General features: G+C 58.9%; 12 protein-coding genes. 4 read left to right on the forward strand and 8 right to left on the reverse strand.

All coding sequences use genetic code 11. From position 1 onward, the window contains the following. The first annotated feature begins 162 nt into the window (after positions 1–162). A complete protein-coding gene (locus BLP23_RS08180; RefSeq protein ID WP_092584403.1) occupies positions 163–2016 on the forward strand; it encodes an ABC transporter ATP-binding protein in 1854 nt (617 codons plus the stop codon). Positions 2017–2040: 24 nt separating this feature from the next. Then, a complete protein-coding gene (locus BLP23_RS08185; RefSeq protein ID WP_092584404.1) occupies positions 2041–3939 on the forward strand; it encodes an ABC transporter ATP-binding protein in 1899 nt (632 codons plus the stop codon). Between the two features lie 10 nt (positions 3940–3949). Here the strand turns inward: BLP23_RS08185 and BLP23_RS08190 are convergent, their stop codons facing one another. From BLP23_RS08190 to BLP23_RS08220, 7 genes are all read right to left on the reverse strand, one after another. Next, a complete protein-coding gene (locus tag BLP23_RS08190; protein WP_092584405.1) occupies positions 3950–5041 on the reverse strand; it encodes a Gfo/Idh/MocA family protein in 1092 nt (363 codons plus the stop codon). Between the two features lie 145 nt (positions 5042–5186). Next, the gene (locus tag BLP23_RS08195) at positions 5187–6302 is read right to left on the reverse strand and encodes a Gfo/Idh/MocA family protein (RefSeq protein ID WP_092584406.1); all 1116 of its coding nucleotides are present in this window, start codon (positions 6300–6302) and stop codon (positions 5187–5189) included. A gap of 10 nt (positions 6303–6312) precedes the next feature. Beyond that, a complete protein-coding gene (locus BLP23_RS08200) occupies positions 6313–7098 on the reverse strand; it encodes a ThuA domain-containing protein (protein WP_092584407.1) in 786 nt (261 codons plus the stop codon). A gap of 65 nt (positions 7099–7163) precedes the next feature. Beyond that, entirely contained in the window at positions 7164–8189 is a 1026-nt protein-coding gene (locus tag BLP23_RS08205) for an ABC transporter ATP-binding protein (protein ID WP_092584408.1), read from the reverse strand. Between the two features lie 12 nt (positions 8190–8201). After that, positions 8202–9032: a carbohydrate ABC transporter permease gene (locus tag BLP23_RS08210; RefSeq protein WP_092584409.1), complete on the reverse strand. Its 831-nt coding sequence runs from the start codon at positions 9030–9032 to the stop codon at positions 8202–8204. After that, complete coding sequence (locus BLP23_RS08215; protein WP_092584410.1) at positions 9032–10018, reverse strand: carbohydrate ABC transporter permease; 987 nt, start codon at positions 10016–10018, stop codon at positions 9032–9034. The genes BLP23_RS08210 and BLP23_RS08215 overlap by 1 nt, the downstream gene beginning before the upstream one ends. 69 nt (positions 10019–10087) lie before the next feature. Further along, positions 10088–11338 (reverse strand): ABC transporter substrate-binding protein, encoded by a 1251-nt coding sequence (locus tag BLP23_RS08220; protein WP_407691777.1) that lies wholly within the window; start codon positions 11336–11338, stop codon positions 10088–10090. Between the two features lie 319 nt (positions 11339–11657). Here BLP23_RS08220 and BLP23_RS08225 point away from each other — a divergent pair, with 319 nt between their 5' ends. Continuing rightward, positions 11658–12674 (forward strand): substrate-binding domain-containing protein, encoded by a 1017-nt coding sequence (locus BLP23_RS08225; RefSeq protein ID WP_092584412.1) that lies wholly within the window; start codon positions 11658–11660, stop codon positions 12672–12674. Positions 12675–12865: 191 nt separating this feature from the next. Continuing rightward, entirely contained in the window at positions 12866–13465 is a 600-nt protein-coding gene (locus tag BLP23_RS08230; RefSeq protein ID WP_092584413.1) for a HupE/UreJ family protein, read from the forward strand. Between the two features lie 83 nt (positions 13466–13548). Here the strand turns inward: BLP23_RS08230 and hppD are convergent, their stop codons facing one another. After that, the gene (gene hppD, locus BLP23_RS08235) at positions 13549–14661 is read right to left on the reverse strand and encodes a 4-hydroxyphenylpyruvate dioxygenase (RefSeq protein ID WP_092584414.1); all 1113 of its coding nucleotides are present in this window, start codon (positions 14659–14661) and stop codon (positions 13549–13551) included. Between the last annotated feature and the right edge of the window lie 67 nt (positions 14662–14728).

Here is a 14728-nt window from a genome sequence, read left to right on the forward strand (position 1 = left end):
GGTTGTGATCGTCTCGCTCACGAGAAAATAACCAACTGGTGAATTCTTTACTTGAACGCCCAGGTAGAATCGGCGAAACTTAGCGCGCTAATCAATCCCTTCATGGAATTGCCGTCTTCTCGGGCCAGCGTCCGACCCATACATCTATTTGGAATCAATACCGTGAGCAGCGATGCGTCGATACGCGCGACGAAGCCTTCAGCTTCGCTTGCGCTTGTGAATGCGGCAGGCTGGGGCAAGGGCCTTTATACGCTGGTCCGCATCACCGTCATGGCCTTTCGTCACCCTTGGCAGGCGGGTTTGGCCATCGGCGCAACCCTCATCGCATCCACGTTCCAGCTTCTGATACCGCGCCTGCTCGGCCAGGCGGTCGACCATACCCAGGTTGCATTGACCGGCGGAGCGGCCGGCCAGCTGGCGCAAGAGGCGCTGCTGACGACGGCGATGCTTTTGCTCGGCGCCAGCGTGCTCCGCGGCGTCTTCACGATGGTTCAGAACTATTACAGCGAAAGCGTCGGCCACCACATGGGCTACGAGCTGCGGCTTGCCTGTTACGAGAAGATCCAGCGGCTCTCCTTCAGTTTTCACGACACGGTTCATTCGGGCGATCTGATCACTGTCGGACTGCTCGATCTCGAAGGCGTGCGAATGTATTTTTCGACAGCACTTGTGCGTGTGTTCCTGCTTTCGATGCTGATCGGGATCGGTGCGTACATGCTGATTTCGACCGATGTGGTTCTTGGCCTCCTGGCGTTGAGTTTCGTGCCTTTCGTCGGCTGGCGTTCCTCAGTGACGCAGCTGCGGCTGCGTGCCACGTGGCTCGACCTGCAGGAGCGGCTTTCGGTGCTGACCCGCATCATGGAGGAGAATCTCGGCGGCATCCGTGTCGTCCGTGCCTTCGCTGCGCAAGACCATGAGCTCTCCAAATTCGAGAAGGCATCGAAGAATGCGCTGACGCTTGCGCACCAGCGTGTCGGTATCCGTGTCGCCAATACCAGCGCCATGACCTTTTCATTCTTCGCTGCGATGGGCCTCGTGCTCTGGGTCGGCGGAGAAAAGGTGACGGCCGGCGACATCACCGTCGGTACGCTCGCCTCGTTCTTGACGTTCATGACCATTTTGCAAATGCCGGTGCGCCAACTCGGCCTGATGGTCAACGCCTTTGCCCGGGCATCGACATGCGGCACACGCCTCTTCAATCTGCTCGACCTGGAGATCGCCATACGCAATGCCCCGGATGCAAAGGAACTGAAGGTATCAGATGGCACGCTTCGTTTCGAGAATGTCGCCTTCGCTTATCCAAGCTCGGACATGCATCAGGTGCTTCACGGCGTTTCCTTCGAAGCGCGGCGTGGTGAAACGGTCGGCATCGTCGGCCCGCCTGGCAGCGGCAAATCGACGATCGCCCATTTGGTCCCGCGCTTTTATGACGTGACGAAGGGCAGGATCACGATCGACGGGCAGGATATCCGCAAGGTGACACTGCAATCGCTCCGCCGCGCAGTTGCCGTCGTCCAGCAGGATTCCTTCCTGTTCACGACGACCATCGAAAACAATATCGCCTATGGCGACCCATGGGCCAAGGAGCCGCGGATCGAGCGCGCGAGCGAAAGCGCACAGCTGCACAACTATGTCCTCGGCCTGCCGACTGGCTACGGCACGGTGGTCGGAGAACGCGGCGTTTCGCTGTCCGGCGGCCAGCGCCAGCGCCTTTCGATCGCGCGCGCGCTGATGCTGAGGCCGGCGGTGATGGTATTTGACGACTCTACGGCGGCGATCGACGCTGCCACCGAACAGCGCATCCGCGCCGCCATGCGCCAATACGCCGCCGACCGCGTGACGATCATCGTCGCCCACCGCCTGAGTTCGCTGATGCATGCCGACCAGATCCTCTTCGTCGAGGACGGCTGCATCGTCGAGCGCGGCACGCATGAGGAACTGCTGGCCGCCGGCGGCCGGTACAAGGCACTTTACGACTTGCAGGTGCGGCCGGGCGACGACGCTTTGAGCGCGTAAGAAACCGGCGCAGGGGAGGACTTCATGGCCGAGGAACTGGAAACCGAACGTTCCGACGTCCGCGAGGACGGACGCCGTCCGCCGCGGGCGGTGGTCGGCTCGCACCGCATCGAAGAGGAAATGTTCGGAAAGGCCTTCGACGGCAACATCGTCAAGCGCATCTGGGCTTTTGTCGAGCCATACCGCAGGCAAGTCATGTGGTCGGTCGTAGCCGTGCTCACCTTCACGGCGATGCAGCTGTTGATCCCCCTGATCATCCGCTACGCGATCGACCACGGCATGCAGCCGGGCGGGGATCGTTCCGCCCTCCTCTATTCGATCATCGCTTTTGTGATTGCGATCTTGATCAATTATGCGGCGAGCTACGCCCAGGAGACCCTGGTCGGCAACGTCGCCGAGGAGGTGCTCTTCGACATCCGCAAGGCAATGTTCTCCCATCTCCAGCGGGTCTCGCTTTCCTTCATGGACAAGACGGAGGTCGGACGGCTGATGTCGCGTCTTCAGGGCGACGTGAACTCCATGCAGGAGTTTCTCGAGACGTCAGTGCTTTCCGTCGGCGATATCGCGCTGCTCTTCGGCATCGTTTTCGTGATGCTCTATCTCGACTTCAGGCTTGGCCTGCTGACACTCTCCGTCTTGCCTGTGCTCTTCATCGTCCGTCTCTTCTGGCTGCCGCTGGCGCGCAAATCCTTCATGGCGGCGCACGAGACGAATTCCGTTGCGGCTGGTGCGCTTGCCGAGGCAATCCATGGCGTCCGCGCCGTGCAAAGCATGGATCGCCAGGGCGTCAATTTCACGCTCTATGACGACAAGGCGCACGCGAACCTCAAGACGCATCTGACCGCCGCCCGCTATGCCCAGGTGATGGTACCGATCGTTGATTCTTTGACCGGCGTGGCAATGGCTCTCGTTATCGTCGTTGGCGGGGCGCGCGTTCTGAACCAGGCTCTCGATGTCGGGGTGCTCGTTGCCTTTCTCTTCTACATCCAGCGTTTCTTCGATCCGATCCGCTCGCTGACGCTGCAATATTCCGTCATGCAGCGCGCCATGGCTTCGGGTCAGAGACTGACGGAGGTTCTCGATGTCCCGGTAGAGATCAAGGATGCACCGAACGCCATGGCGCTTTCGAAAGACATGGACGGTTCAGTTGAATTGCGCGATGTCGTCTTCGGTTACAATCCGAGGCACCCGGTGCTGAAGCATGTGAGCTTCAAGGTGAACCCCGGCGAAACAGTCGCCCTTGTCGGCCCCACCGGCTCGGGCAAATCGAGCTGTATGTCGTTGATCCACCGCTTTTACGACGTGCAGCAGGGCCAGGTACTGGTCGGAGGGCATGATGTACGCCAGCTGACGCAGGATTCACTCGGCGATCAGATCGCCATGGTATTGCAGGAACCGTTCCTTTTCACCGGTACCGTCTTTGACAACATTCGCTATCACAAGACAGAGGCGACGCGCGAACAGGTGATCGAAGCCGCCAAGGCAGTGGGTGCCCACGACTTCATCATGCGCCTGCCCGAGGGATACGACAGCGTGCTCGGCGAGCGCGGCGGCAATCTATCGCTCGGCCAGCGGCAGCTGCTCAGTTTCGCTCGTGCGCTGGTTGCCGATGCAAAGATCCTGGTGCTCGATGAAGCGACGGCGAATATCGACAGCTACACGGAAATGCTGATCCAGAAAGCGCTGGTTAAACTTCTCGAAAACCGCACCGGCCTCGTCATCGCCCACCGGCTGGCGACGATCCGGGAGGCCGACCGTATCATCGTCCTGCAAAATGGAGAGCTTATCGAAAGCGGTAATCACCGGCAGCTGATGACGAACGGCAAACTTTATTCGCGCCTCTACAATCTGAACTATCCCTCCTTCGACGATATTCCGGAGGAGGTTTTGGAAGAGACGGCCGTCAGCAGTTCGGCGACGTGAACGCAACTGCCTAACGACGACGCTGCCCGGCAGATCCCGTGTCATATTCTCCGCTTTTGGCGATGATCAGGGAGGGCAGGCTGGCGGCGGTGTTGCGTGCGTGGTCGATGACCTCTTGCAGATTGGCGGCATGTCGGAAGGATGGCTCCTGTCCGACGCCGGTCCTGACGGCCTCGGCAAACCGCTCGAAGTTCGTCGCAACGGGTTCAACCTCAACCCGCCGCCAGATCGCATTGTCGGCATCTGCGCCGGCACAGGTTCTAAGCGTCGCGCCGTTCGGCGTGTCGGTGACTTCGATTGCCCCCCTGTCGCCGTGGACCCGCAGCCGCAATTCGTTCAGGTGTCCGGTCGCCCAGCGGCTGGCATGGATGACGCCTAAAGCACCGTTCTGCAGCTCGGCCATCATCACGAAGCTGTCGTTTGCGTCGAGCTCGTATTCGCCAATCCTGTTACCCGGCGCCTTTTCGAAGGTCTTCAGTTGCGCAGCCGCAGTCTTGATATCGCTTCCAGCCCCGTAGACCACGAAATCGAGGATATGAATGCCGATGTCGCCGAGAACGCCGTTCGACCCATGCTTGCTCGACAGGCGCCAGAGCCATTGCGGCTGCGTCGTCCAGTCGCCCCAGGCCTTCGACACGAGCCAGCTCTGAAGGTAGGAAGCCTCGAAATGCCGGATCTGACCGATATCGCCGTTCAGCACCATTTGCCGAGCCTTCTGCAGCGGAGCGACATTGCGATAGGTGAGGTTTACCATCGTCATCTGCTTCGACCTCTCGGCGGCGTCGGCCATTTCTGCAGCCTGGGCGAAATTCTCAGCCAGCGGCTTTTCGCAAAAGACATGTTTTCCGGCCGCAAGCAGGGCCAAGGTCGTGGCATAGTGCACGCGGTCCGGCGTGACATTGGTCGCTGCGTCGAATTCGCCCCAGGCAAGCGCTTCCTCCAGTGAGTTGAAGGTGAGCGGAATATTGTGCCGGGCGGCAAAGGCACGCAGGCGCACATCATCACTATCGACCGCCGCGACGATCTCAACGCCTGCGATCTCTGAGAAACTCGTGGCATGGGCGTTCGCCCACCAGCCGGTGCCAAGTATGATCAGCTTCATTGTCGCCTCCTTATGCTTGCACCCGACCAGACGGGCACATGGGCGTCTGCGCCCGGCCTTCGGTCATACTTCATCAGGGCGGGACTTCAACATCGAGCCATGCGGCCCTTTGAACAGGCCGCATGGGGCTTCGTGCGGCAAGCGCTTAAACCGCGATCGGCAGCACCTCCACGTTGCCGGCGCCTTCCGGTCCGGGCGTCATGCCGGCCTCCTCCGACAGCAGATTGAGCTCGCGGCGCTCCTTTTCCGAGACGATCGCGAGATCGATGACCTTCTGCAGGTTGGCGGCATGACGGAAGTTCGGATCAAGCTGCTTGCCGGTCGCGACCGCTTCGACAAAGCGCTGGTAGTTGGTCGGAACCGGCGCAACATCGATATCGGCCCAGGTCGCCGTCTCGATGTTCTCACCAAAGCAGCCGCGCAGCTGCGAACCGTTCGGCCGGTGAATGACCTCGAGGCTGCCCCGTTCGCCGTAGATGCGAAGCTTCAGCTCATTGAGATGACCCGTCGCCCAGCGGGTCGCGTGAATGACGCCGAGCGCACCATTGGCGAAGTCGACAGACATCGTGAAGCTGTCGTTGGCATCGAGCAGATACTCGCCGATCTGGCCGCCCGGCGCCTTGTTGAAGGTTTTGAGCCGCGCAAAGACGTGGTCGATATCGGTTGCCGCGCCATAGGCGGCGAAGTCGAGGATATGGATGCCGACATCACCAAGCACACCGTTCGAGCCGTGACCGGTCGAAAGCCGCCAGAGCCAGCGTGATTCCGTGCGCCAATCCCCCCAGGCCCGAGACACCAGCCAGCTCTGCAGATAGGATGCTTCGACATGCTTGATCGTACCGAGTTCACCGGCGAGCACCATCTCGCGAGCCCGCTGCAGCGGCGCGACGTTGCGATAGGTGAGGTTGACCATATTGATCACTCCGGCCGTTTCCGCGGCAGTCGTCATCTCCAAAGCGTCAGTGTAGTTTTCGGCCAGCGGCTTTTCGCAGAAGACGTGCTTGCCGGCGGCAATCAGCGCCATCGTCGTCGGATGATGGATTCGGTCTGGCGTTACATTGGTGGCCGCATCGAAATCTCCCCAGGCGATTGCTTCCTCAAGCGCGAGGAAACGTTTCTCAATGCCGAAATGATCGGAAAATTCGGCAAGGCGTGTCGGATCAGTGTCGACAGCGCCGACGACCTCGACGCCGTCGATCAATTTGAAATGACTGACCTGGCTCTTTGCCATCGAGCCCGTACCAAGAACAAGAAGTCTCATCCTCGCCCCCTCAGCGATAACCGGCTTCGCCGGCCTGGTGCAATTTCGGGCCGCGCTCCACAATCGGTTCGTGCGCCTTCTCCACCGGAACGTTCGGGGCATCTGTGATGGTCTTAAGGTCGCCCTGCGGGTTATGGGCCCATTTGACAGCGTTGATGAGCACCTTGCGGATATTGGGGTCGTGATAGGTTGGATAGGTCTCGTGACCGGGGCGGAAATAGAAGATGTTGCCCGCCCCACGCCGCCAGGTCATTCCGGACCGGAACACCTCACCGCCCTGGAACCAAGAGATGAACACTGTTTCCAGCGGCTCGGGAACCGAAAACTGTTCGCCGTACATCTCCTCGTTTTCAAGGACGAAGTTCTCGTCGAGGCCAGCAGCGATCGGATGGCGCGGATTGATGGTCCACAGCCGCTCGCGTTCGCCTGCCTCACGCCATTTCAGCGCGCAGGGTGTTCCCATCAGCCGCTTGAAGATCTTGGAAAAATGCCCGGAATGAAGCACCAGCAGGCCCATGCCTTCCCAGACCCGCTTGGCGACGCGTTCAACCACTTCGTCGGAGACTGCGCCATGATCCTTGTGGCCCCACCAGGTGAGGACATCGGTTTCGGCAAGCCGCGCTTCCGACAGGCCGTGCTCCGGCTCCTGCAGCGTCGCGGTCGTCGCCCTGATTGCCGGGTCGCTGTTTAGCGCAGCGGCAATCGTGGTGTGCATGCCTTCGGGATAAATTTCCCTGACGACGGTATTGGTGTTCTCATGGATGTTTTCACCCCAGACAATGGTGCGGATAGGCACGGTCGTTACTCCTTGCGATATGAAGAGGACCGAGCCTGGGAGGTGGATCGATCCTTGGTGGATAATCAGGCAGCGCGCATGGATGCCTTCGCAAGCGCGCGGCCAGATTGGTCAAAACGGTGTATGTGGCCGGCAACTGGCGCAACGCCGAGCTTCTGGCCCGGCTCATGGCCGGAAACGCCGGTCTCACGTACGATCAGCGGCTCAGCTGCACCGATGTCCAGATAGACAAAGCTGTCGGAGCCGAGGATCTCCGAATGAATGACGGTTCCGCTCCAGACTGCCGCTTGCGGAGTGATCCGGATATGCTCTGCACGCACGCCGATCGTATGGGTATTGAACGGCTGCGCCAGGCCGCCGGACAGGAAATTCATCTTCGGCGAGCCAATGAAGCCGGCAACGAAGATTGAGTTCGGGCTCTCGTAGAGCTCAAGCGGCGTGCCGATCTGCTCGACAACGCCGTCCCTCAGCACGCAGATACGGTCGGCAAGCGTCATGGCCTCAACCTGATCGTGCGTCACATAGATCATCGTCGTGTTGTGCATGCTGCGGTGCAGCTTGGCAATCTCCAGCCTTGTCGCCACGCGCAAGGCGGCATCGAGGTTCGACAGCGGCTCATCGAAGAGGAAAACCTTGGGATCGCGAACGATCGCCCGGCCGATCGCGACCCGCTGACGCTGCCCGCCCGATAGCTGACGCGGCAGACGGTCCAGATAGGGCGATAGCTGCAGCATGCCGGCGGCTTGCTCGACCCTTTGCCGGCATTCATCCTTCGTCCGTCCCGCAAGCTTCATGCCGAAGGCCATATTGTCGAAAACCGTCATATGGGGATAGAGCGCATAGGATTGGAACACCATGGCGATCCCTCGCTTCGACGGCGCACGCTGGTTTACCACCTCGTCGTCGAAGGCGAGCGTGCCCGACGTAATGTCCTCGAGGCCCGAGATGAGGCGCAGCAGCGTTGATTTGCCGCATCCGGAGGGGCCGACGAAGACCATGAACTCGCCGCGGCGGATGTCCATCGTAACACCCTTGATGACCTCGAAGGCGCCGAAACTCTTGCGGATATTGTCTAGGCGGATCTGTGCCATTGGTCTACTCCCTCAGCCCTTAACGCCGCCGGCGGTCAGTCCCGAGATGATCCGGCGCTGGAATATCAAGACGAGAACAACAACCGGCACGGTGACAATGACCGACGCCGCCATGATGTTGCCCCAAGGAATTTCAAACTGGCTGCCGCCCGAAAGCAGGGCAATGGCAACCGGCACGGTCCGCTGCGCATTCGATGATGTGAATGTTAGCGCGAAGAGGAATTCGTTCCAAGCGGTGATGAAGGCAAGCAGGCCGGTTGTTACAAGCGCCGGCCACATGAGCGGCATGAAGACCCGGGTGATGATGACCCATGGTGAAGCGCCGTCGACGATCGCGGCCTCCTCGATCTCGATCGGCAGGTCGCGCATGAAGGTCGTCAGTACCCACACGGTGAACGGCAGTGTGAAGATCATGTAAGAAAAGATCAGCGCGAAAGGCGTGTTGAAGATGCCGATCCACCGAATGAGCTCGAAAAGGCCTGCAAGGACGGCGATCTGCGGGAACATCGACACTGAAAGGATCGTCAGCATCAGCAGCGCCCGGCCGCGGAAATTCACGCGCGCCAAGGCGAAAGATGCGGTGATTGAAAGCAGCAGCGACGCGGCAACCACGATCAACGCAACCATTATGGAATTTCCAAGGCTGCGGACAAAGCCGCCCTGGTTCATCACCGATGTGTAATTTCCGAATGAAATCGAACTCGGCCAGTAGTTGACTTCGAAAAGCGCGGTGCCGGTTTTGAGGCTCGTGAGGATCGCGTAGTAGAAAGGAAAAACGGCAACAAGGACGATCACCGCGACGAGCAGGTAGAAGAGCGTGTTCTTCGTGATCTGCAAGAGCATCAACGGTCCTCCCCACCGAGTTTGACGCGCCCGAACCAGATGTAAAGTACGGTGACGGACGCAATGATGAGGAAGAGAACTGTCGAAGCAGTTGCGCCATAGGCGAACTTGTCAAAGTCGAACAGATTCTCACGCGCCATGACCGACATGGTCTTGGTCTGGGCATTGTTGGGCGTCAGCACATAAATCAGATCAAAGATGCGCATCGCATCCAGCATCCGGAAGATCACGGCGACCATAATGGCAGGCCGGATCAGTGGCAGCGTCAGCCGCCAGAAGACCTTGACTGGATTGACGCCGTCGATTCTGGCAGCCTCATAGATATCCGCCGGCACCATCTGCAGTCCGGCAAGGATCAGAAGCGCCATGAAGGGCGTCGTCTTCCAGACGTCGACGATCAGAACCGCAATCATTGCCGTTTCCGGATTGGCAGTCCAGGCGATCTTTTCGCCGATGAGACCGACGCCAAGGAGGATATCGTTCAAAATGCCAAACTGGTCGTTGAGCATCCAGGCCCACATTTTTGCCGAAACGATCGTCGGAATTGCCCAGGGAATAAGGATTGCAGCGCGCACAATCCCGCGCCCGGCAAACTGTGCGTTCAGGACCAGCGCAACAATAAGGCCAAGCGTGGTCTCGATCATGACCGAGACCACCGTGAATTTGGCGGTGTTCCAAACGGCGCTCCACCAGACGGGATCGGCAAGCAGCCCACGATAGATGGTTCGCCCGCTCTTCAGCGTGACCCAAGACAGATAATTGCCGAAACCGATGAACTGCGCGTTGCCAAGATCGGTCAGCGACGCATTCGTGAAGCTGAAATAAATTGTTCTGAACAGCGGCCACCCGGCCACCACTGCCAATATAAAAAGCGTCGGCGCCAGAAACAGCCAGGCCGATCTGACACGCTCGGAGCGCAATTCGCTCGCCGACCTCAAAGCGGAGGCTCGCGGTTTGAGCGCTTGTGAAACTGCGATTTCGCTCATGGAAAGGCTATCCGTGCTTGAGACACCTGCAGACGGGACCGGCGGCTTGCCGGCCGCCGGTCCCGCTCATCACCAGCTATCGCCCTTAAGGGTCGTCAGGTCGGCCTCGAGAAGCTCAAGGTTCTCGGCCGCGGTCCCGTTGCCGGACAGCGTGTTGTGTACTGCCGTCCAAAACTTCGATGACACTTCGTTGTACTTCACCTTGGCTGTCGCCGAAGGACGCGGCACGGCATCCTGGAAGATCGGCTTCCACTCCGGCATGAAAGGCTGCGCGGCAGCGACATCCTTATCGTCGTAAAGCGCCACCAGGGTTGGCAGATTGGAAAGTTCGATGGCACGTGCCTTTTGAACGTCTTTCGACGCCAGAAACTTGACGAGCTCAATGGCCGCCTGCTGCTCGTCGGAATACTTCGAAACTGCGAGATTCCAGCCGCCGAGTGCTGAAGACGGCTTGTCGCCGACCGCGGCGACGGGAAGCGTCGTTACGTCGAACTTGCCCTTCACCGCGCTATCAGCGCCATTGCCGAGCGAGTAGGCATAGGGCCAGTTACGCATGAAGACGGCATTTCCGGTCTGCCAGACGCCGCGTGATTCCTCCTCCTGATAGGCGAGCACGCCAGGCGGGGAAATCGTGCCGACCCAATCCTTCGCACGGTCGATTGCGGCGGCTGCTTTTTCATTGTTGATCGAGATCGTTCCGTCCGGCTCCACGATCTGGCCGCCGCCGGAGGATTTCACCCATTCCAGCGCATTGCAGGTGAGGCCTTCATAGGAATTCCCCTGGAAGACGAAGCCCCACATGTCCTTTTGGCCGGCCGCGCGTTCCTTCTCCTGGATCTCCTTGGCGGTCTCGGCAAGCTCGTCCCAGGTCTTCGGCGGCTGCTTGCCGTATTTCTCAAGCAGGTCCTTGCGATAATAGAGCGCCGGCGCATCGGTATACATCGGCAACGCCACGAGACGATCGTTGACCGTCTGTGATGCGATGATCGAAGGAAAGAACTGCTCGACGACGTCTTTGGCAGCCTCCTTCAGGTCCACGAACTGATCGGCAAGCTGCGGCGCCCAGATAACGTCGGTCTGGTAGACATCGACGTCCTTGTTGCCGGCGGCAAGCCAAAGACGGTACTGCGAGAACTGCTCAGAACTCGACGACGGCATGCTCACGATATTGACCTTGTGGCCCGTCTTTTCTTCGAAGACGGCAAACTGCTTGCGGAAGAACTCGAGGTTATTGCCCGTCGAACTCGCCGCGAAGGAAAGCTCGGCTGCAGCCGCAAGATTCAAGGTACAAATCATGCTCACCGCCGAAACGGCGGCCATCAAACGATATTTCATGTCATCCTCCCATTGGCACACGAAAAATTGAAATCGATTTGGCTAGACGGAACATTGCAAAAGTTTTTTCAACCGTCAAGAGCGTGCATCTCAGAGATTCACAACGTCGCCAAGTTTCAATTTTCGTGTTTTATATCAAATATTTACACTGGTAAACTAGATGATCAGAGCAATTGTTCGTTTCTATTAATTGCTTGCAAGTAATTGAAAACGATTTCAAATCTCCCCAGACGGTGATAGACGAGATTGCCGAGCGTTCAACAATCCGTCATTGATCCGCACGGATCCAACTATACGTGTTCGAATGAAGCTCAAGGAATTCGCAAAACAAGTCGGCCTGTCGCCGACAACGGTAAGCCGAGCACTGAGCGGCTATCCGGAGGTAAGCGAGACGACCCGCGCACGCGTCGTTGCGGAAGCCCTGAGGCTCGGCTACCGGCCGGACGTCAACGCCGTCCGGCTGAAAACCGGCCGCGTCGGCGCGATCGGGGTCATCATGGGACGATTCGGTGAATTCCACTTCTCTGAATTCATGGCCGGTATGGCGGAGCGACTGGCCTCGGAGGATACTGATATCCTGGTGATCCCGATGGCCGATCGCGATCTCAACGAGGAGATGCAGACCTATAGACGGCTTGCCGAAAGCCGGCGCGTCGATGCAATTATCGTCCACTCCCCGAAACCGAACGACCCGCGCATCGAGCTTCTGGACAGGCTCGGAATTCCTTTCTTCGTGCATGGGCGATCGGATATCGCCATTCCCCATGCATGGCTGGACATCGACAATGAAGGGGCAATCCGGCGGTCGACGGAGCATCTGCTGGACCTCGGCCACCGCAGGATCGCGATGATCAACGGCCGCAAAGGACTGACTTATTCCATCCACCGCGATATCGGCTTCCGCAAGGCCTTCGAGGGGCGGGCTCTTGAGCAGGACGCCCAGCTGATCGCCCACGACACATTCACTGACGAGCTCGGCTTCAGACATGCCCGCTTTTTTCTGGAGAGTTCCAATCCGCCGACGGCTATCGTGGCCGGTTCGATGATGACAGCGCTCGGCGTCTATCGCGCCGTCCGATCCCTCGGCCTCGCTATCGGCGAGGACGTCTCTGTCATCGCCCATGACGATGTCTTTCCCTACCTGACGGCGGAAAACATGGCACCCTCACTTTCGGCAACCCGATCATCGATGAGAGCAGCAGGCGCAAGATGCGCCGACCTGACCTTGCAACTGCTGGGGGGACGCTCGGTTTCGGATATTCATGAATTGTGGCCTGTCGAACTCAATTTGCGGGAATCGACGCGTCCCGCAAGGGGATGAGTGCTCTCCTATTAGGCAGATGCACAACCCGAATGCACTACTGATAAACCGTTGAAATACATTCATATTCGACATTTTTTCATTGACGTTTCCGCCGTCTGTCACATAGCATTGCCGACACGATATTCACCGTGCTTACCCCGATGCGGCACCCGCAAACGACATTCTATGACTCAATGGGGAATTGATTAATGAAATCAACATTCAAGAGCGGTCTTTTGGCACTGGTCGCAACAGCGCTTCCAGCCGCCGCCTACGCCCACCCCGTTGCCGGTGAAGCAGCAGGCTTCGCGCATGGCTTCAGCCATCCCATATCGGGTCTCGACCATGTCCTTGCGATGATCATGGTTGGCGTCTTTGCCCATCAGCTTGGCGGTCGGGCAACTTGGCTTGTCCCGGCAACCTTCGTCCTTGTTATGGCCCTTTGCGGCGCGCTCGGTGTTGCGGGCATCGATATCCCATTTGTTGAAGCGGGTATCGCGTTATCGGTCGTCGTCCTCGGCGCGGTCGTGGCGTTCAACGCCAAGGCCCCAGCAGCCATTGCGATGGCCGTGGTCGGGCTGTTTGCGATCTTCCATGGCCATGCCCACGGCACCGAAATGCCGGAAAGTGCGGCGGGCGCTGCTTACGGGGGAGGTTTTTTGATCGCGACCGCTCTTCTGCACGCCGTCGGGCTCGGGTTTGGCTATGCGACCGGCCGCATCGGCGAACGCCGACGCTTCATCGTCACGCGCCTTGCTGGCGGCTTTGCCGCTGTGGCAGGCGCAGGCATCCTCGTCGGCATGATATGATCGTTCGACAAACACCAAAAATCTAAGAGCGGCGATCCGTCGATCGCCGCCTTTTCTCACCTTGTTCTCATACGCGGCTCTGGTTATTCGGCAGCCGTCGGGCGCAGCACGCCGCGCCGGATCTGATCAGCTTCGATCGATTCGAACAGAGCGCGGAAGTTTCCTTCGCCGAAGCCTTCGTCGCCCTTTCGTTGAATGAACTCAAAGAAAATCGGTCCGATGACGGTTCGCGAGAAAATCTGCAGCAGGATGCGGGTCGTGCCGCCATCCAAGACTCCCTCGCCGTCGATCAAAATGCCATGCTCTTTCATCCGCTCGATCGGTTCCTCATGGCCGTGTACACGCTCATGGGAGAGTTCGTAATAGGTATCGGGCGGCCCGGGCATGAATTTCAGGCCGTTTTCGGCGAGTTTGTCCGTCGCGTCGTAGATTGCCTCCGTACCAACGGCGATATGCTGAATGCCCTCGCCCTTGTACTTGCGCAGATATTCCTCGATCTGGCTGGTGTCGTCCTTGGACTCGTTCAGCGGGATGCGGATCTTGCCACAAGGAGACGTAATTGCCCGGCTCATCAACCCGGTAATGCGGCCGTCGATATTGAAAAAATGGATCTGCCGGAAACCGAAGAGCTCGCGATAGAACTCCCACCACTTATCCATATTGCCGCGATAGACATTGTGGGTCAGATGATCGAGGTAGTAAAAGCCAACGCCTTTCGGCTTCGGGTCGCGTTCACCCAGCCATTCGAACTCTGCATCATAGGGCGAGCCCTTCTCGCCGTAAGTTTCCACAAAATAAAGCAGCGAACCGCCGATGCCGACGATGGCCGGGATATCGACGGTCTTGTCCTTGCCTTCATACGGCCTCGCCCCCTTTGAAACCGCGTGGTCGAAGGCATGTTCGGCGTCGGTGACACGCCAGGCCATGGAGGGCGCGCAAGGGCCGTGTTCGGCGACGAAGCGCATGGCATGGCTGCCGGGCTCGGCATTGAGGAGATAGTTGATATCGCCCTGGCGCCAGACGGTAACGTCCTTCGTGCGGTGCTTGGCAACGCAACTGTAGCCCATGCAGATAAAAAGCTCGCGCAGTTTTTCCGGCTCCGGATGGGCGAATTCAACAAACTCAAAACCGTCAGTGCCGGCCGGATTGTCGGAAGTGATGCCTGTCGGCGGCGCGTCGTGCGGATAAGGGCCCATCGTTCTCTCCTCCAAACAGGATCCTGGATGACATTATGACGGGATTTTTACGCATTGTGCTTGCATT

The organism is Rhizobium mongolense subsp. loessense, assembly GCF_900099775.1.
Lineage (GTDB): Bacteria > Pseudomonadota > Alphaproteobacteria > Rhizobiales > Rhizobiaceae > Rhizobium > Rhizobium loessense.